The 18,063-nt window shown below is 68.9% G+C and carries 20 protein-coding genes; 12 read left to right on the forward strand and 8 right to left on the reverse strand.

The window, feature by feature from the left end; genetic code table 11:
* The first annotated feature begins 235 nt into the window (after positions 1–235).
* Together O3I_RS46785 and O3I_RS13850 are read left to right on the forward strand one after the other, a co-directional pair.
* Positions 236–925, forward strand: a complete 690-nt coding sequence (locus O3I_RS46785) for a GtrA family protein (protein ID WP_272944296.1) — start codon at positions 236–238, stop codon at positions 923–925.
* A 10-nt stretch (positions 926–935) separates the two neighbouring features.
* The gene (locus O3I_RS13850) at positions 936–1,166 is read left to right on the forward strand and encodes a Trm112 family protein (RefSeq protein ID WP_014983551.1); all 231 of its coding nucleotides are present in this window, start codon (positions 936–938) and stop codon (positions 1,164–1,166) included.
* A 269-nt stretch (positions 1,167–1,435) separates the two neighbouring features.
* Here the strand turns inward: O3I_RS13850 and O3I_RS45910 are convergent, their stop codons facing one another.
* From O3I_RS45910 to O3I_RS13870, 3 genes are all read right to left on the reverse strand, one after another.
* A complete protein-coding gene (locus O3I_RS45910; protein ID WP_014983552.1) occupies positions 1,436–1,900 on the reverse strand; it encodes a hypothetical protein in 465 nt (154 codons plus the stop codon).
* Positions 1,890–2,894: a hypothetical protein gene (locus O3I_RS13865; RefSeq protein WP_141692301.1), complete on the reverse strand. Its 1,005-nt coding sequence runs from the start codon at positions 2,892–2,894 to the stop codon at positions 1,890–1,892. Before O3I_RS13865 ends, O3I_RS45910 begins: the two co-directional genes overlap by 11 nt.
* Positions 2,895–3,003: 109 nt before the next feature.
* Entirely contained in the window at positions 3,004–3,453 is a 450-nt protein-coding gene (locus O3I_RS13870; protein WP_014983554.1) for a hypothetical protein, read from the reverse strand.
* Positions 3,454–3,752: 299 nt separating this feature from the next.
* Between O3I_RS13870 and O3I_RS13875 the strand changes: the two genes are divergently transcribed.
* The 5 genes from O3I_RS13875 to recN are packed head-to-tail and all read left to right on the forward strand — an operon-like array spanning position 3,753 to position 8,521.
* Entirely contained in the window at positions 3,753–4,658 is a 906-nt protein-coding gene (locus O3I_RS13875) for an HAD-IIA family hydrolase (protein ID WP_014983555.1), read from the forward strand.
* A 40-nt stretch (positions 4,659–4,698) separates the two neighbouring features.
* The gene (locus O3I_RS13880; protein WP_051066596.1) at positions 4,699–4,977 is read left to right on the forward strand and encodes a hypothetical protein; all 279 of its coding nucleotides are present in this window, start codon (positions 4,699–4,701) and stop codon (positions 4,975–4,977) included.
* A 1-nt stretch (position 4,978) separates the two neighbouring features.
* Positions 4,979–5,812 carry a TlyA family RNA methyltransferase gene (locus O3I_RS13885; RefSeq protein ID WP_014983557.1) on the forward strand — a complete coding sequence of 278 codons (834 nt, stop codon included), beginning with the start codon at positions 4,979–4,981 and terminating at the stop codon, positions 5,810–5,812.
* Positions 5,809–6,768, forward strand: coding sequence for an NAD kinase (locus O3I_RS13890; RefSeq protein ID WP_014983558.1), 960 nt, complete (start codon positions 5,809–5,811; stop codon positions 6,766–6,768). Before O3I_RS13885 ends, O3I_RS13890 begins: the two co-directional genes overlap by 4 nt.
* Positions 6,746–8,521 carry a DNA repair protein RecN gene (gene recN / locus O3I_RS13895; RefSeq protein ID WP_041562603.1) on the forward strand — a complete coding sequence of 592 codons (1,776 nt, stop codon included), beginning with the start codon at positions 6,746–6,748 and terminating at the stop codon, positions 8,519–8,521. Before O3I_RS13890 ends, recN begins: the two co-directional genes overlap by 23 nt.
* Before the next feature lie 5 nt (positions 8,522–8,526).
* Here recN and O3I_RS13900 read toward each other — a convergent pair whose 3' ends face one another.
* Positions 8,527–8,946, reverse strand: a complete 420-nt coding sequence (locus O3I_RS13900) for an SRPBCC family protein (RefSeq protein WP_014983560.1) — start codon at positions 8,944–8,946, stop codon at positions 8,527–8,529.
* Positions 8,947–9,049: 103 nt separating this feature from the next.
* Positions 9,050–9,454 carry a MerR family transcriptional regulator gene (locus tag O3I_RS13905; protein ID WP_014983561.1) on the reverse strand — a complete coding sequence of 135 codons (405 nt, stop codon included), beginning with the start codon at positions 9,452–9,454 and terminating at the stop codon, positions 9,050–9,052.
* Between the two features lie 76 nt (positions 9,455–9,530).
* On the opposite strand from O3I_RS13905, the gene O3I_RS13910 reads away from it, so the two are divergent.
* Genes O3I_RS13910 through O3I_RS13920 form a run of 3 tightly spaced genes read left to right on the forward strand, consistent with a single transcriptional unit; the run spans position 9,531 to position 12,537 of the window.
* Positions 9,531–10,940 (forward strand): amidase, encoded by a 1,410-nt coding sequence (locus O3I_RS13910; RefSeq protein ID WP_014983562.1) that lies wholly within the window; start codon positions 9,531–9,533, stop codon positions 10,938–10,940.
* On the forward strand, positions 10,937–11,131 hold the full coding sequence (locus tag O3I_RS13915) for a hypothetical protein (protein WP_041563767.1): 195 nt from the start codon (positions 10,937–10,939) through the stop codon (positions 11,129–11,131). The genes O3I_RS13910 and O3I_RS13915 overlap by 4 nt, the downstream gene beginning before the upstream one ends.
* Positions 11,128–12,537, forward strand: coding sequence for a DHA2 family efflux MFS transporter permease subunit (locus O3I_RS13920; protein ID WP_014983564.1), 1,410 nt, complete (start codon positions 11,128–11,130; stop codon positions 12,535–12,537). The genes O3I_RS13915 and O3I_RS13920 overlap by 4 nt, the downstream gene beginning before the upstream one ends.
* Positions 12,538–12,624: 87 nt before the next feature.
* Here O3I_RS13920 and O3I_RS42615 read toward each other — a convergent pair whose 3' ends face one another.
* From O3I_RS42615 to O3I_RS13935, 3 genes are all read right to left on the reverse strand, one after another.
* Positions 12,625–13,125, reverse strand: a complete 501-nt coding sequence (locus tag O3I_RS42615) for a VOC family protein (RefSeq protein WP_167829138.1) — start codon at positions 13,123–13,125, stop codon at positions 12,625–12,627.
* Between the two features lie 193 nt (positions 13,126–13,318).
* Positions 13,319–14,488 (reverse strand): M23 family metallopeptidase, encoded by a 1,170-nt coding sequence (locus tag O3I_RS46295; protein ID WP_014983566.1) that lies wholly within the window; start codon positions 14,486–14,488, stop codon positions 13,319–13,321.
* Positions 14,489–14,767: 279 nt separating this feature from the next.
* A complete protein-coding gene (locus O3I_RS13935) occupies positions 14,768–15,583 on the reverse strand; it encodes a hypothetical protein (RefSeq protein ID WP_014983567.1) in 816 nt (271 codons plus the stop codon).
* Positions 15,584–15,842: 259 nt separating this feature from the next.
* On the opposite strand from O3I_RS13935, the gene steA reads away from it, so the two are divergent.
* Together steA and O3I_RS13945 are read left to right on the forward strand one after the other, a co-directional pair.
* Positions 15,843–17,057 carry a putative cytokinetic ring protein SteA gene (gene steA / locus O3I_RS13940; RefSeq protein ID WP_014983568.1) on the forward strand — a complete coding sequence of 405 codons (1,215 nt, stop codon included), beginning with the start codon at positions 15,843–15,845 and terminating at the stop codon, positions 17,055–17,057.
* A 31-nt stretch (positions 17,058–17,088) separates the two neighbouring features.
* Positions 17,089–18,033, forward strand: coding sequence for a copper transporter (locus O3I_RS13945; protein WP_014983569.1), 945 nt, complete (start codon positions 17,089–17,091; stop codon positions 18,031–18,033).
* Positions 18,034–18,063 lie beyond the last annotated feature (30 nt).

Genomic DNA, 18,063 nt, shown 5'->3' on the forward strand with positions numbered 1-18,063 from the left:
ATTCCGTGACGCCGACAAGTACGACCTACGGACCGACGCCGCGAGCCAACACGTGCCGCCCGCGTCGCCTCCCGAGACAGGTCCGGGTCTTGCGCAGGAGCCGGATGATTCGGTGCAGAGCGCAGCGGAGTTCGCGCCTGACGGGGAGAAGTTCAGGCCTGCCGACGGCGCGGGCGCAACGGCCTCGAACGCCCACCGGGGCGGATACGCAGCGGCCGACTCGGCTCGTATTGCTATGGGGGACACGGATGTTTCGTCGTCCGGACCGAACGTGATGGTCGCCGGTGCCGCCGATGGCGTGGCGGCCGACGCGGGAGCCGAGGGTCTGACCGATGGTGGTCGGGCTGCGGTGGCCCGCGCGGGCGGTGGGGCATCGGCCGGTGCCGCCGGTGGTGTGGTGGCCGGTGCGGGCGGCGGGGCTCTGACTGGTGCCGCTGCGGGTGGGGGCGGCGCGACCGGGGTGGGGGAGAGTGCTGCGGGGGGTGTGGAGAATCCGGGGCCGCTGTTGCGGGTGGTGCGGCGGCAGGAGTTGGCGTTCGCGGTGGTGGGCGGGTTCAATACTGCGCTCGGTATCGGGATGACTGTGGTCTGGCTGGCGGTGCTCGGCGACAATGTGCCGCCTTCGGTGGCGGTGGCGGCGGCCTATGCGGTGAGTATCGCGGTCGCGTTCGTGTTGCATCGGACGCTGGTGTTTCGGGTGCGCGGGCATCTGCTGCGTGACTTCTTGCGGTTCGTCGCGGTGAATTCCGGTGGGCTGCTGCTGAATATGGTGTTGCTGGAGTTGGCGGTGTCGGTGTGGCACTTCCCGGACAAACCCGCGGCGGTCGTGGTGATGGGCTTGGTGGCCGTTGCCAGCTACTTCGGCCACCGCCACATCTCGTTCCACCGCCGACCGGCGGTCGAATCGCACGACGTCGTCGGGTAGGTTTTCGGTCATGCCGGAGCACACCACCTTGGACGCCACGCTGTTGAGCCTGCTGGCCTGCCCGCAGGACAAGGGCCCGCTGCTGCTGGTCCGCGCGACCGAGGGCACCGTCCTCTACAACCCGCGCCTGCGCCGCGCCTACCCCATCGACAACGGCATCCCCGTGCTTCTCATCGACGAAGCCCGCGACGCCACCGAAGCCGAACACGCCGACTTCATCGCCCAGCCCGTCGAAAGCTGAGCCCCCTCCTCCCGCCTGAGTGTGCTTGTTCGCGACGGCGCGTGCGACGCATTGGTTGAGTCCAACGCTGGTGGAGTCCGCAACCAGTCGTCCGCGAACCGGCCCGCCGCGGTTCGAAACTCGTTGCCGCTCAACAAGCACACGAATTGCGGCCACTCCAGCAGGAACTGCCCTGGACGCCTGATCACCAGGTAATGGTGGCGTGGCCCTCGGCCGATGCCGCCACCATTACCTGGTGCTCAACTGTCCAGCCCGGGTTGCCGCTCGGATCACCCGTCCTGGGCGAAGACTTCCTCGGCGTTCGCTGCCGAAAGGCTGCGGTCGAACCAGCGGTCCAGAACATCAAAGTCCCGGCAGTCCAGAATCCGATTGCGGTCGGCGTCGGACAGTTGGATATCGCGAAGCTCTAAAGCGCGCACGATGACACTGGCCCGCCCCTGGGCTTCTCCGTCGGCTAATCCCTTGGCGAACCCATCGGCGTAACTGGGCGTATCGAGGAAGACTTCATGCATCGTGCTGGCAACGAGGCTGCGGTCGAACCAAGAGTCCAGATAGTCCGCCTCTCGGCAAGACAGAATGAGGGCACGGACGCTGTCGGCTACGGGTATACCGCGATGCTCCAGAATCCGGACGATGTCCTCGGCCCGCCCCTTGGCTTCGCCGTCGGCACGGATGCGTTGCGACGTCTCGGACCGGAAGAACCACAGCGGTATGGAATTCGCCTCAGTGGTCATCGGCGAGGACCTCGTCGGCGGTGGTGGCGGTGATGCTGCGATCCAGCCAGCGATCGAGCTCTTCGTTGTTCTGGCAGGCCAGAATTCGCTCTCGAAAGGCGTCGGACAGCGGTATGCCGCGAGCATCCAGGACATGGATGACCGACTCGGCTTTCCCTTCTGCCTTCCCTTCTACCTTCCCTTCTGCTTTTCCTTCAGCCCTACCCTCTGCCTTGCCTTCGGCCTTGCCGCGCCGGTGTCCTTGCGCGCGCAGATCTTCGGAAGTCTGGGAACGGAAGAAGTCCAGGTCCATGGACATAAGTTTCCTCCACATCTGTTGGGTTTCGCCAGTACCGAGGCCGAGTTCGGTGAGTTCGCGGTACATGTGGGCTGCTTCGGTGGGGCCGGTTTTGCTGAGTGCCTTGGCCAGTGTTTCGAGGATCTCGGTGATATCGGGTTGTTTGGCGTGCGTGATGGCGGACAGGGTGGCGAGCGCGAGGTCGGAGACGGCGGTGTCGAGGTCGGTCACCGGTCGCACGTTGTGCGGGCCGAGGACGAGGGGGCGCAGGATCAGGCTCGGCCACCGGTCGTGGCCGACCGGCAGCGGACCCTCGGCCCAGGACGCGACCGCATGGTCCTGGCAGATGACGACGAGCACGGGTAGTAGTTCGTATCTGGCCTGTAGATACGACAGGTAGTAGGCCCAGGCGGGCGGCCGGGTCGGATCCTGCTTGCCCTGTGCTTCCACCAGCAGCAGGAATGGTCCTTCGGCGGTATCGATCTGCAGGATCGTGTCGGCGCGGCGCTCGACGGGGCGGCATTCGGTGAGGTCGACTGACAGTTGAATCACCTCCAGTGGGTCGGGGAACGGCAGGTCCAGGGCGCGGAAGCGCGGGCGAACGTGCCGGGGTCGTATTGGAAGATGCGGTGCATCGCTTCGTGTTGCGAGCTGACCATGGGGGCAAACGTACGGGCCGAGTCTCGAAAATTCATTCGAAAAGTGTCTGATGGACAAGTTTGCTCGGTGTGTTGCTGGAAACGCGCATGCGGTGTCGCGCAACTCACCGGCAAACTGGACGGGAGTACAGGGAAGCGTTGGGGGAGAAGGGGTTCGGAGAGGAGAGTCAGGAGACGAAGGCAGCCGAGGTGACGAGAACCTCGGCGTAGCTGAAGTACCAGCCGTTCCAGGTGTCGGCGGTGTGGATGTGGAGGGCGTGGCCGGTGGCGGGCCCGGCGGTGATCGACCACAGGCCGTTGCCGTAACCGGTTGCCGTGCTGACACTTCCGTCGGACCAGGCGAATTCGGCGGAGCTGGTCGCGCCCGGCGCGTTGAACGGAATGGTCACGCTCATCCGCGCGGCGTCTACACCGGGCAGCAGGGGACTGGCGCAGTCGCGCAGGTTCGCTTCCCGATGAATGCTCTGGCCGGCACTGCCGGTCCCCGGCACCAACCGGCCGCTCATCGTGCTGCCGGCCTGGCAGCCGCCGTACCCTTGCGCGGTCGCCTGACCCGAACCGACCAGCGACGCCGCGCACAACAGCACGGGCAGCACAGCGATGGCACGAACCGACATGGCACTACCTTCCCGCACCGGCCCGCCCCCGAGACCGACGACTTGATCAGCAGTTTAACCCGCCGGCCACCCTGCCAGCCGGTTTCCGGACCGCCTGGCCGGACCACATCCCGCCGCACCGATCGTGGAACCATCCGCCGACGAATCGGAACCCCTTCGCCGCGGCGCTCGAACCAACCGACCTGACGTTCGTGTCGGCGCCTTGGCGTAATGTGCGGGTGTCTCGGAGCTGCCATGGGCGCGGCGGGGCCGGTTCGGGCATCCGCAGGGATGCGAAGTTCGGTGACACGGAGAGTGGTGTGGAGCGGCTACGAGATCGCTACGAAGCCTTGCTGCTTGACCTGGACGGCACCCTGTACCGGGGTCCCGTGGTGATCGAGGGTGCGCCGGCGGCGTTGGCGGCCGAGGGCACGCAGCGGCTGGTGTACGTCACCAACAATGCGAGCCGGTCGCCGGCGACGGTCGCCGCGCATCTGGTGGAGCTCGGCTTTTCCGCGACCACCGACGACGTGGTGACCAGCGCGCAGGCGGCGGCCCGGCTGCTGGCCGAGCGCCTTGCCCCCGGCGCGCAGGTGCTGGTGGTCGGCACCGATGATCTGGCTGCCGAGGTGACGGCGGTCGGCTTGCGTCCGGTGCGTCGTTTCGACGGTGCCGCGCCCGCCGCTGTGGTGCAAGGGCATTCGCCGCAGACCGGCTGGCCCGAACTCGCCGAGGCCGCGTACGCCCTCCGCGCCGATGCCCTCTGGGTGGCCGCGAACACCGACAAGACGCTGCCGAACGAGCGCGGCCTCGCACCGGGCAACGGCGCGATGGTCGCCGCCTTGCGCACCGCGACCGAGCTCGAGCCGATGGTGGCGGGCAAACCGTTCGCACCGTTGATGGAGGACGCGCTGGTGCGCGCGGGCACCCGCAGCGCGCTGGTGGTGGGTGACCGATTGGACACCGATATCGAGGGCGCGAACGCCGTGGGCCTGGAATCGCTGCTGGTGCTCACCGGCGTCAGCACCTTGGACGAACTGAAAGACGCGGCGGCCGAATTCGTTCCGACCTATGTGGCCGATTCGCTGGACGCGCTGAACCACCCGCCGATTCCGGCCGAATCGGACATCGATCCGAGTGACCTCGCCGCAGTGCTGGCCGACCGGTTGCGGCGCAACCCGGGACGGGCCGTGACGGTGCGCGCGTCCGGTTCGGAAATCCGATAGCGTTGACCGCACGATGACTACTCCCATGCCCCGCCCAGGAATGCCGACGCCAGGTGCCGGCGGACCCCGCCCCGGGGTGCCACTGCCGGGCCAGCATCTGCCGGGTGCACCCGGGCGTCCGGAGCCCGCCGACCCGGAGCGTATCCGCACCGAGATCGATGGCCTGCTCACCGAACTCGTCACCCGCACCGGTTGGCCGGGCGCGCACGCGACGGCCGAGGGCGCGGAGACCGGCGCGGACATCACCCGTCGCGCCCGGATCCTGGAGCAGGCGCACGACGTGCTCGTGCAGGCCCTGGCCACGGTGGACAAGATCTGAGGTGGCCAGACGCGCGCGCGTGGACGCCGAACTGGTTCGCCGCGGGTTGGCGAGATCGCGAGAACACGCGGTCGAGCTGATCGGCGCCGGTCGCGTCCTGATAGCTGGAACGGTCGCGGTGAAGCCGGCGACCGCCGTCGAGGCGGGTACGCCGCTGCTGGTCCGGGAACAGGCCGACGAGGTGTCGTGGGCCTCGCGCGGCGCGCACAAGCTGCTCGGCGCGCTCGCGGCGTTCGAACCCGCGGGGCTCACCGTCGCGGGGAAGCGCTGCCTCGACGCGGGCGCGTCCACCGGCGGCTTCACCGATGTGCTGCTGTCGCGCGCGGCGCGCGAGGTGGTCGCGGTGGACGTCGGCTACGGCCAGTTGATCTGGCGGTTGCAGAACGACGACCGGGTGCGGGTGGTCGATCGCACGAACGTGCGCAACCTCACCCCCGAAATGATCGACGGCCCAGTCGAGTTGGTGGTCGGTGACCTGTCGTTCATCTCGCTGGCCCTGGTGCTGCCCGCGCTGGCCGCGTGCACCGCGCCGGGCGCGGATCTGCTGCCGATGGTGAAGCCGCAGTTCGAGGTCGGCAAGGAGCGGGTCGGTTCCGGTGGCGTGGTGCGCGATCCGGCGCTGCGCGCCGCGGCGGTGCGCGAGGTCGCGACGGCCGCGGCGGCGCTCGGCCTGTACACCGAGGGCGTGACGGCCAGCCCGTTGCCGGGCCCGTCGGGCAATGTCGAATACTTCCTGTGGCTGCGCAAGTCCGCTACGGCGGACGGCAGACCCGAAGACGACGAGGCGCGAGTGGCTGCCCTCGTCGAGCGTGCGGTTGAGGAGGGTCCACAGTGAACGCGCCGACGAGGGCCGATAGCCGGGAGATCCTGCTGGTGTCGCATCCCGGCCGGGCGGAGATCATCGAGACCGCGCACCGGCTGGCGAAGATCTTCGCCGATGCGGGCATCTGCCTGCGGGTGCTCGACGACGAGGCGGACAGCACCCGGTTCGAGGCCGAGCCGGGCGGCTATCCGGTGCGGGTGGTCGCGCACGGGCCCGAGGCCGCGGTCGGTTGCGAGATGGTGCTGGTGCTCGGTGGCGACGGCACCTTCCTGCGGGCCGCCGAGCTGGCGCGTCCGGCCGGGGTGCCGGTGCTGGGAATCAATCTGGGCCGCATCGGTTTTCTGACCGAGGCCGAGGCTGAGCACCTCGACGACGCGCTGGCCCATGTGGTGCGGCGGGATTACCGGATCGAGCACCGGATGACCATCGACGTCAACGTCCGGGTGGACGATGTGGTGGTGGAAACCGGCTGGGCGCTGAACGAGGCGAGCATCGAGAACGCCTCGCGGATGGGCGTATTGGAGCTGGTGCTGGAGGTGGACGGCAGGCCGGTGTCGGCGTTCGGCTGCGACGGCATCCTGATCGCCACCCCGACCGGCTCCACGGCGTACGCGTTCTCCGCGGGCGGCCCGGTGGTGTGGCCGGAACTCGAAGCGCTGCTGGTGATTCCGAGCAACGCGCACGCCCTGTTCGCCCGGCCGCTGGTGACCAGCCCGGAGTCGCGGATCGCGGTCGAGGCGGCGGCCGAGGGGCACGATGCGATAGTTTTCCTGGATGGCAGGCGCACGCTCGACCTGCCGCGTGGCGGCCGGTTGGAAGCGGTCCGCGGCGCGCAGCCGGTGCGCTGGGTGCGGCTGGATTCCGCGCCCTTCGCGGACCGGATGGTGCGCAAGTTCCAATTGCCCGTGACAGGCTGGCGTGGCCGGCGGCGAACGGAGAGCACACATGCTGACAGAGATCAGGATTGACGGGCTTGGCGTTATCTCGACGGCCACCGCGCAATTCCACGAGGGTCTCACGGTTCTCACCGGTGAGACGGGTGCGGGCAAGACCATGGTGGTCACCAGCCTGCACCTGCTGAGCGGTGCGCGCGCCGATCCGGGGCGGGTCCGGCTCGGTGCCGCGCGTGCGGTGGTCGAGGGCCGTTTCACCGTCGACGACGTGAACGACGGCGCTCGCGCCGAAGTGGCACAGGTGCTGGAATCGGCTGCGGCCGAACAGGACGACGACGGCAGTATCATCGCGATCCGCACCGTGGGCAGCGACGGCCGTTCCCGCGCGCACCTGGGCGGGCGGGGCGTGCCCGCCGCGGTCCTCGCCGATTTCACCGCGCCGTTGCTGACCGTGCACGGCCAGAACGATCAGTTGCGTTTGCAGCGCCCTGATCAGCAATTGGCGGCGCTGGACCAGTTCGCGGCCGATACCGTAGGGCCGCTGCTACGCAAATACGGTGTGCAGCGGCGCTCTTGGCTGGACGCCCGCAACGAGTTGCTCGAACGTACCGCGCGCAGCCGGGAATTGGCGCAGGAGGCCGACCGGTTGCAGCATTCGCTGACCGAGATCGATGCCATCGCACCGGAACCCGGTGAGGATGTGCGCATCGTCGAGGACGTGCGCAGGCTCAGCGACCTGGATTCGCTGCGCGAGGCCGCCGCGACCGCGCACGACGCGCTGGCGGGCTCGCCGGAAACGCCCGAAGACGGTTCCGGCGCACTGGAATTGCTCGGTGCGGCGCGCTCGCGCATCGAGTCGGCCGACGATCCGAAGCTCACCGCGCTGGCGCCGCGCCTCGGCGAGGCGATCGCGGTGGTGGTCGACCTGACCACCGAACTCAGCGGTTATCTTTCGGACCTGCCGTCGGATCCCGGCGCGCTCGACTCGCTGCTCACCCGCCAGGCCGAACTGAAGTCGCTGACCCGCAAGTACGCCCCGGACATCGACGGCGTGCTCGCCTGGGCCGACGAGGCGCGCACCAAGCTCGGCTCGCTCGACGTGTCCGAGGAGGCGCTCACCGCGCTCGCGGCCGAGGTCGAGATCGCGGCCGAGCGGGTGCGGGAGGCGGCGGGCAAGCTGAGTGCCGCGCGCAAGAAGGCGGCGGGCAAGCTCGCGTCCGCGGTGAGCGCCGAGCTGGGCGGACTGGCCATGGGCAAGGCCAAACTGGAGGTCGAGGTCCGGCCGGTGCCCGCGGGGCCACAGGATTCCGCGCCGCTGCTGGTCGGCGGCAAGGAGCTGCACGCCGGGTCGTCGGGCGTCGACGAGGTGGAGTTCCGGTTGTCCGCGCACTCGGGCGCGCAGTCACTGCCGTTGAGCAAGAGCGCTTCCGGTGGTGAGCTCTCCCGGGTGATGCTCGCGCTCGAGGTGGTGCTCGCCCGCTCGGATCACGGCGCCACCATGGTTTTCGACGAGGTGGACGCGGGCGTCGGCGGCCGGGCCGCGGTGGAGATCGGGCGCAGGCTGGCCCGGCTCGCGCGCACCCATCAGGTGATCGTGGTGACGCACCTGCCGCAGGTCGCGGCGTTCGCCGACACCCACCTGGTGGTCGACAAGTCCGACGACGGCAAGGGCAAGGTGAACAGCGGGGTGCGGGCGCTGACCAAGGACGAACGGGTCATCGAGTTGGCGCGCATGCTGGCCGGTCTGGACGACACCGAGACCGGCCGGGCACACGCGGAGGAACTGCTGGAGACGGCGCGCTCGGAGAAGTCCGGCGCGACCGTCTGAGTGCGCTAGCGCGCGGCCTTCTGCGCGGCCTTGATGAACTGGCCGATCAGGTTCTTCAACCCGAACTCCAGCACCTTCGCGGGCACGGGCAGGCTCGGCTCGGATTCCATCGTGTAGGACACCAGGGTGCCGTTGTCGGCGTCGGTGAAGGTGATGACGCCGACGTGGCGCTTCACCGGCGCCCCCTTGACGATCTTGTATTCCATCCGCTCGCCGGGCACCAGCTTGGTGATCTCCTCGGTGACGCCGAGCGGTCCGACGCCGAGCAGGTGCTGCGCGCCGACGCCTTCGCGCTCGGTGAGCCCGGGCTTGGTCAGTTTGATGGTGATCGGCAGGTACGGGCTGACGCTCTCGCGATCGGCGAAGAGCCGGTACACGACCTCGCGCGGGGCGGCGATGACGGCGTCGACGGTGGTGCTGGCCATGGGGGTCTCCTCTTCGAGTTACCTGTGACCCGCAGCATATAGGTACCACCGGTACCCGCCGGGAGTCCGGGTGGCCGGTGTCACAGACAGTGCATTCCGTACATCATGGACCAGGCCGGTCCGGCAGCGCGACCGTCGCGCGATAGGCCGGGCAGTTCTCCAGCTCGCCGTCGTATCGGCAGGTGAGCAGATAGTCCAAATAGTCGCGCGCGGTCTCGAGTTCGGCCATGTTCCGATTGATCGCGGCGATGTGGGCGTCGACCGTGGTGCGCCAGTCGGGATCGGTGGCCCGGGCGGTGAGCAACTCGCCGATCTCGTCGAGGCTCATCAAGCCGGTGGTGCGCCACTGCTTGATCAACGCGATCCGATAGAGCTGATCGTCGTCGTAGTAGCGGCGGCCGCCGCGGCGATGCGGCGTCAGCAGGCCGCGGCGTTCCCAATAGTGCAGCGTCGACAAGGGGAGCGCGAAGTGGTCGACGACGGTGGAGATATCCGTGAGCTCCGGCATGTCTCTAGTTGACCTCAACTCGGGTTGAACGGGCAAGGTAACCCTAACTTGCTGGATCACTCCGAAGGGACGGCCGATGTATTCCATTGCCGAGGCCGCCCGCGCACTGCGCGCGGGCGAAACGACGAGCGCCGCGCTGATCGAGTCCGCGATCGCGCTCGCCGACCGGCACGACACCGAACTCGGTGTCTATCTGACCCGCTTCGACGAAACCGCCATGCAGCAGGCGTGGCAGGCCGATGCCGAGCGCGCGGCCGGGCTCGCCCGCGGGCCGCTGCACGGCATTCCGCTCGCGGTGAAGGACACCATGGCCGTGGCCGAAGGCCCGACCACCGCGCAGAGTCTGGTACACGATCGGGCGTGGGGTGCGGGACGGGACGCACCGGTCGTGGCGCGGCTGAAGGCGGCCGGTGCGATCATCACCGGCAAGACCACAACGATGGAGTTCGCGTGCGGCATACCGGATTCCGGCAAGCCGTTCCCGCTGCCGCGCAATCCGTGGCGGCCGGACCGCTGGGCCGGCGGTTCCAGTTCCGGCACGGCGAACGGGATCGCCGCGGGCCTGTTTCCGGCCGGGCTCGGCTCCGACACCGCGGGCAGTATTCGCATGCCCGCCGCGTTCTGCGGGGTCACCGGATTGATGCCGACCTTCGGGCGGGTGCCGAAATCCGGTTGTGTGCCACTGGGTTACAGCGTGGATCGGGTGGGCCCGCTGGCGCGCACCGCGGCCGACTGCGGGGCACTGCTCGCGGTGCTCGCCGGTCCGCACCCGAGCGACCCGGACAGCACGCATCCCGTGGTGGACACGGCCTTCGCCGTCGGACCGCCGGAGACCGACCTGAGCGGTGTGCGGATCGGCGTGGTGCGCGATCTCGCCGAGGGTGGCGACCCTGAGCTACCGGCCGTATTCGACCGCGCGATAGCGGTTCTGGGCGCGCGGGGTGCCCAGACGGCCGAGATCACGCTGCCGTTCTACCGGGAAGCCACCACCGCCACGATCGTCAGTGCGGTCTCCGAAGGCCTGGCGTACCACCGCAACGACCTGACCCGGAACTGGGACGGATATTTCGTCGCCGCGCGTGGCCTGCTCGCCCAGGGTGCGTTGATATCCGGTGCGGATTACGTTCAGGCGCAACGGGTCCGGCGGGTCGCGCAGGCGGCGATCGGTGCACTGTTCGAACAGGTCGACGTGGTGGTGTGCCCGACGGCCTCGGTCACCGCGCCGCGCTTGGACCAATTGGCCGATGCGGCAGGGCATCAGGACGATGCCGCGCTGTTCCGGATGATCCACACCCCGTACTGGAACGCCCTCGGCAATCCGGTGCTGGCCATACCCATGGGCTTCGGCGCGGACGGCTTGCCGCTGTCCTGTCAGATCGCCGGCCCCGCGTTCGGCGAGGCCGTGGTCCTGCGGGTCGGTGAGGCGTTCCAGCAGGACACCGCGTGGCACCGGCAGTCGCCGCCGACCCGGACGGCGGCGGCATGAGCGACATCGTCGAAACACTGCTCGCCGCAGCCGGTTTGCCCGCGCACCCGGCCGAGGTCCGCGGCCACGCGGTGAAGTATCCGGACCTCCGGGCCGCGGTAGACGCGCTCTACGCGATACCCGAGGCTCGATACGCGGTTCCCGCAACCCGATTCGACGCGCGGCCCGGCGAGCCGGGGTGGGAGCAGTGAGCGTCGGTGCGGCCGTGCGCGCCGAGCAGCCCACGCGGCAGCAGGTTCTGGTGTTGGCGCTGGCCTGCCTGGGTTCGTTCAGCGTGGTCATGGACGCCACCATCGTCTCGATCACGCTGCCCGACCTGCGCGCCGACCTCGGCTTCACGCCCGCGGCGTTGCCGTGGGCGGTGAACGCCTACACCCTGGCCTTCGCGGGTTGTCTGCTGTTCGGCGGGCGCTGTGCGGACGTGTTCGGCCGCCGCCGAATCCTGTTGGCGGGATTGGGGATATTCACCGTCGCCAGGGTCGTGGCCGGGTTCGCCGACGCGCCGGGGTTCCTGCTGGCCGCCCGTGCGGTGCAGGGATTCGGGGGTGCGCTGCTGATGCCGGTGACGCTGTCGATGCTGACCACGACCTTTCTCGAGCCGGCCGGCCGAGCCCGGGCGCTCGCCATCTGGAGTGCGGTCGCGGCGGCGGGCGCCGCGGCAGGACCGGTGCTCGGCGGGTTGCTCACCGAATTGGCCGGATGGCGCTGGGTCTTCTTCGTCCTGGCCCCGGTGGGGGTCGTCGGGATGATCGGCGCACTCGTGGTGCTGCCGCGTCAGGTGACGGCCGTCGCGCGGCCGCGGCTCGATGTGGTCGGCGCGGTGCTGGCCACCGGGGGCATCACCGGTGTCGTGCTGGCCATCATGCGGTCGGCGGCTGCGGGCTGGAGCGACCCAGGTGTGCTCGTCGCGTTGCTCGGTGGCGCGGCGTCGATCGCCGTTTTCGCTGTGCACCAGGCGTTTTGGTCGGCCGAGCCGTTGCTGCCGCTGACCATTTTCCGGTTGCGCTCGGTGACCAGCGCCAACATCGTGATCTTCCTGCTCGGCGCCGGCTTCCTCGGCAGTCCCATCCTGCTGTCGCTGTACATGCAGGACGTGTACGGGTATTCGCCGTTCCTGGCCGGGATCGGTTATCTCCCTTCGGGTATCGCGATGGTCGTCGGTTCCCGTTCCGCGGGTTGGCTCACCGTGCGGTTCGGCGCGCGCCGGGCGGCCATGCTGTGCTGTGCGATCGGCGGGGTGGGCTTTCTCGGCACGGCCCTCGGGATCGCGCTCGGGGCACCGTACTTCTGGTCGGTGCTGGTGTCGGGCATGATCTTCGGCTACGGCACCGCCGCCGCGTTCACCCCGCTCACCGTCGCGGCGACCGACGGGGTGCCGCCGGAACGCAACGGCCTGGCCGCCGGTGTGCTGAACACGGTGCGCCAGACCAGCGGTGCGGTCGGGCTCGCGGCATTGAGCGCGGTCGCGTTGAGCGCGGGCTACGGTGTGGCCTTCGCCGCATGCGGCGTCTGCCTCGGCGCGGCATGCTTCGTCGCCGGTGTTCTGATGCCCGGTCGGCCTGCGCGCGGAGTGTGCGGCGATCCCCACCGCACCTGAATTCGTGTGCGGTGGGGATCGCGGACTTGCGCCGCGGGCACCGCTACCCGGTGTACCGGTTACGAAACTGCCTGTGCCACAGTGTCTTCAGTGCCTGGCGACCGAGTCGAAGTAGTCCTCGGCGAGTCCGTTGAGGTAGTTGTCGGCGGCGCCGCTCAGATAGGTGGTCAAGCCTGGACCGACCCGCCCGATGTCCATCAGCTCGAACCGTACGCCGTCGGCGGTCTGGTGATAGCGGGCGGGTGCGCCGGTCTGATTGTCGTGCTGGCTGCTGAGTAGTGGAATGCCCGCGTCGGTGAGGCGTTCGGATTCCGCGGCGACATCGTCGGCCCAGACGCCGAAGTGATGCAGTCCCGTTTCGGCCCAGATCGTGCCGGGCATCTGCTCGAGCAGTTCGACGTAGGGCGGGCCCTGCTTCGAGTAGGCCAGCCACGGCCTGATGGTGACCGGTGCGTCGTCGATGAGCACATCGCTGTCGTTGCGGATCGGGGCGTGCCATTCGAAGCCGATCTTGCTCAGCTCGGCCATCGCCTGCCGCAGATCGGCGACGACGATCCCCACGTGGTAGCTCGGGAGCATGGTAGGCATCGCGTTTCCTCTCGGTCGGGATCGCGGCCCGGTCGAGCTGGCGCTTCTCGGCCTCATCGTGTGCGCAGATCGCCAGGCCTGTCACGCAGAGACTATAGTACGATCGATCGGTCGTAAATAGTGCGGGCGTGCTGACCTGGCGTGATTCCGCTCTCGATAATTCCGCGGGGCTCGGTTGCGCTGGCTGGAAAGGTCAATCGCGCTCGGGGCCGAGGCCGATGCCGCGGGTGGCGAGCCAGGGGAGTGGATCGATGCGGTCGGTGCCGTTCAGCCAGACCTCGAAGTGGCAGTGCGGGCCGGTGGTTTCGCCGCGGTTGCCGACCGTGGCGATCTCGTCACCCGCGGTGACGTGCTGGCCCACCGAGACCAGTGCGGTGTTGATGTGGCCGTACACGGTGACGGTGCCGTCGTCGCCGAGTACGCGCACCCACATGCCGAAACCGCTGGCCGGTCCCGCGCTGATGACGGTGCCGTCCTCCACCGCGACGATCGGGGTGCCGATGGGCGCGGCCACATCGACGCCGGGATGCAGAGTGCCCCAGCGCATTCCGTAACCGGAGGTGAACGTGCCGGAGGTGAACTTGACGAACAGGGGACGCAGCTTCGCCTGGACGTCCGCGGCGATCTCGTCCGCGACTTTGCTGCCGTGCTGCAGCATGTCGGCGAACTGGCCGAGCGTGGCCGGACCTTCCGCGAGCAAACCGGGATCCGTGCTGTGCGGTTCCGCACCGGCGGCCGCCACCTCCACCGCCTGCGGTTGCCCCAGCGCCATCGGCGCCACCGATTGCGTGGGCGCCTTCCCGCTTCCGGTCTCGAGATCCTGCCCCGCCGCCACGATCGCACCCGCGGCCATCGCGACGATCGCCGCCCGCCCCTTCAGTGCCGTCGGCGGCGGAGGCATCCGATGCCGCCCGCCCCGGCGCTTGCGCGGCTCGGCAGCAGCGGGCGTCGCTTTCTCGGCAGCGCCGTGCCTCGCTGGGCCGTGGTCGTTGGGGGACTGCCGGCGATCGTTCGACCACGTCCACTGATCGGTCGGTGTCGGGTCGCCGGGTGGTTCGTCGGTCGCGGTCGGCCAGTCCTCGGCCCACTGCTCTTCGGCGGGTGGCCAATGGTCCTGGGGCCAACGGTTTTCGGTGGACCACGGCTCTGCGGCGAATCGGGGGTTCGCGGGGGCGGCCCACCGATCGTCGTCAGCGGGCCAGCGGTCCTCGGTGGTGGGCCACCGGTCGGGCCGATGGTCTTCCCGAACCGGCCAGGTTTCGTCTCTCCGCAACGAATAGCTAGACCATTGCTGAAGGTTGTCCGGGTTGCGCAGCCGGGAGCTGTTGCGCTGATCGAAACCGCGTGGACCGTAGCCGCTCATCGCATCGACCGCATTTGTCTGGATTGTCCAGAACGCGCCGGTATGCGAGAAACGTCTGGTCTTCGGTGTGTCGCACCGATATTCGCGGTTGTTTCGAAGCGCATCCAGCCGGTGTCCTTTGCTGCGTCACGTCGAGCGGTCGTCGATGTCGGCCGACGGTAACGAAACGGTAGCGACCTCGCTAGTTAGACGCGCGAAATAGTTTGCTTACTGTGACGGTAGACACAGTTTGAGCGGGTGATTGTCCGTAATGCCTTGAATGCTCGGGTGATTCGCGGGTCAGGGCTTCGGCGGGGCCGCGTTCTGCTTGGTCAGCGCGTCGCCGAGCAGGAAGCCGCCGATGACGACCGCGGGGATGCCGAAGCCGATGGTGCCGAGGACCCCGCCGATGGCGGCGACGGGGATGGCCGTCACCAGGCACCCGCCGAGAAACCCGGGAATGGTCAGCACGCCGATGGTCGGGATGGTCGCCGCGCCGCCGACCAGTGCCCCGCCGACCACGCAGCCGAGACCTGCGCCGACGACCGTCCCGATGAGGGTGCCCAGCGCGGTGCCCACGCCGACGACGGCGGTGAAGTTCTCCAATGCCTTGGTGAACTCGGGGGATTCGGGGTCGAGGGCGACCTCGTGCAACGGATCGGTGACGCCGGGCGCGGGTGTCGCGGTGGCCGGGTCGACGCTCGGGGTCAGGGTCGCGGTGGTGCCGTCGACACGGGCGGCGACGGGCCAGCGCCGATTGTCCTGGTAGTAGCCGAGCGGGAAGGACGCCCGCAGGACGCCCGCGTCGTCCCGGATCTCCAGTTGGTCCCCCGCGGTGTCGAGGGATCCGGAGTCGGTGGTCAGTACTACGGCATCGCCGACCACCTGCGCGGTGTATCGAATGCCGTCCGACCGGGGCTCGGCATGGGCGGTGAGTGTCGACGCCGCGCCGATCGCCGCCGTAGTCGCCGAAACGACAAGGAATCTCGTCAATCTGTGCACGGTGCGTACCGCCTTCGATTCGGCCCGGTGGCCGGCGGGTGTGCCGCGCTCGGCCTGCGGGTCGGAGATGCCATGGGAGTTCTGTCGGTACGCAGCGCCGCGGACGAAAGTCATCCCAGATGGAAATATGGGGTCAAGGTATGCCGGGCGGTTGCCGACGCACAAGACGCGCTGAATGTTAGCTACGGCACACGCTCGCCGCGGGCGACGGCGAACAGCGCGCCCGCGGGGGCGTTTTTGTCTCTGACCACAATGAATCCGGCAGAAGTTCCGCGTGTCGTGGGTCGAGTCGCTGTTTTAGCAGTGACCCATGTGGTAGGTGATACGGCGCGCCTCCACCAAAGGTTGAGGGTTAGCGGGCAGCATCGGAGCCATGAAGATGCTGGCGTTGTTGTCGAGGAACACCGAAACGCTGCCCGGCCGCACCGGGATCGCCCGGGTGGACCGCAATACCCGGCGTCTGCTGAAACGGGTGGGGCCGGGGGATGTCGTCGTGCTCGACGAGATGGACCTGGACCGGCTCACCGCCGACCGGCTGGTCGAGGCGGGCGTGGTCGCCGTGATCAACACCTCGCCGTCGATCTCCGGCCGCTATCCCAATCTCGGCCCCGAAGTGCTGGTGGCCAACGGGATCCTGCTGCTGGACACGGTGAGCTCGGATGCCTTCAGCAAGATCAAGGACGGCATCAAGGTCCGGATCGACGGCGGCGTCGTCTATCTCGACAAGGTCACCAAGAAAGAGCCGGAGGTGCTCGTCGAGGGCATCGAGCTCACCGACGCCGATATCGCCGAGCGGATGATCGAGGCGCGCAACGGGCTGGCCGATCATCTCGAGGCCTTCGCGGGCAACACGATCGAGTTCATCCGCACCGAGAGCGCGTTGCTCATCGACGGTATCGGCGTGCCCGAGCTGGAACTGTCGATGAAGCACCGGCACGTGGTCGTGGTCGCCGACGGACCGGATCACGCCGAGGATCTCAAGCGGCTCAAGCCGTTCATCAAGGAGTATGTGCCGATCATGGTCGGCGTCGGCCGCGGCGCGGACACGCTGATGAAGCAGGGGTACAAGCCGGACCTCGTCGTCGGCGATCCGGACGAGATCACCACCGCCACCTTGAAATGCGGCGCCGAGGTGATCCTGCCCGCCGACACCGACGGTCATGCCAAGGGCCTCGAGCGGATCCAGGATCTCGGCATCGGCGCCACCACGTTCCCGTCCTCGGGCTCGCCCGCCGACCTGGCGCTGCTGCTGGCTCACCATCACGGTGCGGCACTGATCGTCACCGCGGGCGCGGCGGCCACGCTCGACGACTTCTTCGATCGCAGCCGGCGCGAGAGCAACCCGGCGACCTTTCTGACCCGGCTCAAACTCGGCACCAAGCTGATGGACGCCAAAGCCGTTGCCACGCTGTACCGCAACCGGGTCTCCGGCATCGGCGTCGCACTGGTGGTGCTCGCCGCGCTGGTCGCGGTGATCGTCGTGCTGCTCGCGTCCAATACCGGCACCGACGCCTTGACCTGGGCCACCGACACCTGGCACCGGTTCGCGCTCTGGGCGCAGGGCTTAGTCGGCGCAGGCGGCCAGTGACCGTCCTGCGCTCCATGACCAAGGGAGAACGATGATTTCGCTACGCCAGCACGCCGTCTCGATCGTGGCGATCTTCTTGGCACTCGCCATCGGCGTCGTGCTCGGCTCGCAGACCCTCGCGGCGGATCTGCTGTCGGGGTTGCGCGCGGACAAGTCCGATCTGCGCCAGCAGGTCGACACCGTGTCCGAACAGAACCGGCAGTTGACCGATCAGCTCAACGCCGCCGATCGCTTCATCGCGGGCTCCGCCGGACGCATCCTCGGCGGCACCCTCGCCGACCGCAGCGTGGTCGTGTTCACCACGCCGGACGCCGATCCCGCCGATATCGAGGGCGTCACCAAATCGCTGGAAACCTCGGGGGCCGCGATCACCGGCCGGATCGCACTCACCGACGCGTTCGCCGACGCCACCGAGGGCGACCGGATGCGCACCGCCGTCACCAACGTCATCCCGGCCGGGGCCCAATTGCGCACCGGCGCAGTCGATCAGGGCAGCATGGCGGGCGACCTGCTCGGCCTGGTGCTGCTGCTCGATCCGGCCAACGGGCAAACCCGCGGCACCCCACAGGAACTCGGCCTCGTCCTGGAGACCTTGCGCGGTGGCGGCTTCCTCGCCTACGGCGACACCCCGATCCAGCCGGCCCAGCTCGCCGTCGTGATCACCGGCAACGGCGCCAAGTCGGCGGAGAACAGCCAGGGCGCGAACATCGCCAGGTTCGCCGGCGCCCTGCGCGGCCGCGGCGCCGGCGTCGTCCTCGCCGGTCGCGCCGGAGCTGCGGAGAACCCGGGACCGATCGCCGTGGTGCGCACCGACGGCGCACTGGCCACCTCCGTCACCACCGTCGACAATCTGGACCGCGAGATCGGCCGCGTCACCACCGTCCTCGCCCTCACCGAACAACTGAACGGCGGCGCAGGCCGATACGGCACCGGCGACAAGGCGACTTCGCTCACACTGGCCTCGGCCCCCCGCTAGCACAGTGGTGACAGCCACGCGCGGCACATA

Source organism: Nocardia brasiliensis ATCC 700358, assembly GCF_000250675.2.
In the GTDB taxonomy this organism is placed as follows: domain Bacteria; phylum Actinomycetota; class Actinomycetes; order Mycobacteriales; family Mycobacteriaceae; genus Nocardia; species Nocardia brasiliensis_B.

Excerpts from the sequence above, each read along its gene's own strand:
- O3I_RS46785 (WP_272944296.1), top strand. The coding sequence starts at position 236 with ATGGGGGACACGGATGTTTCGTCGTCCGGACCGAACGTGATGGTCGCC.
- O3I_RS13850 (WP_014983551.1), top strand. The coding sequence starts at position 936 with ATGCCGGAGCACACCACCTTGGACGCCACGCTGTTGAGCCTGCTGGCC.
- O3I_RS45910 (WP_014983552.1), bottom strand. The coding sequence starts at position 1,900 with ATGACCACTGAGGCGAATTCCATACCGCTGTGGTTCTTCCGGTCCGAG.
- O3I_RS13870 (WP_014983554.1), bottom strand. The coding sequence starts at position 3,453 with ATGTCGGTTCGTGCCATCGCTGTGCTGCCCGTGCTGTTGTGCGCGGCG.
- O3I_RS13880 (WP_051066596.1), top strand. The coding sequence starts at position 4,699 with ATGCCGACGCCAGGTGCCGGCGGACCCCGCCCCGGGGTGCCACTGCCG.
- recN (WP_041562603.1), top strand. The coding sequence starts at position 6,746 with ATGCTGACAGAGATCAGGATTGACGGGCTTGGCGTTATCTCGACGGCC.
- O3I_RS13900 (WP_014983560.1), bottom strand. The coding sequence starts at position 8,946 with ATGGCCAGCACCACCGTCGACGCCGTCATCGCCGCCCCGCGCGAGGTC.
- O3I_RS13905 (WP_014983561.1), bottom strand. The coding sequence starts at position 9,454 with ATGCCGGAGCTCACGGATATCTCCACCGTCGTCGACCACTTCGCGCTC.
- O3I_RS13910 (WP_014983562.1), top strand. The coding sequence starts at position 9,531 with ATGTATTCCATTGCCGAGGCCGCCCGCGCACTGCGCGCGGGCGAAACG.
- O3I_RS13915 (WP_041563767.1), top strand. The coding sequence starts at position 10,937 with ATGAGCGACATCGTCGAAACACTGCTCGCCGCAGCCGGTTTGCCCGCG.
- O3I_RS42615 (WP_167829138.1), bottom strand. The coding sequence starts at position 13,125 with ATGCCTACCATGCTCCCGAGCTACCACGTGGGGATCGTCGTCGCCGAT.
- O3I_RS46295 (WP_014983566.1), bottom strand. The coding sequence starts at position 14,488 with ATGAGCGGCTACGGTCCACGCGGTTTCGATCAGCGCAACAGCTCCCGG.
- O3I_RS13935 (WP_014983567.1), bottom strand. The coding sequence starts at position 15,583 with ATGACTTTCGTCCGCGGCGCTGCGTACCGACAGAACTCCCATGGCATC.
- steA (WP_014983568.1), top strand. The coding sequence starts at position 15,843 with ATGAAGATGCTGGCGTTGTTGTCGAGGAACACCGAAACGCTGCCCGGC.
- O3I_RS13945 (WP_014983569.1), top strand. The coding sequence starts at position 17,089 with ATGATTTCGCTACGCCAGCACGCCGTCTCGATCGTGGCGATCTTCTTG.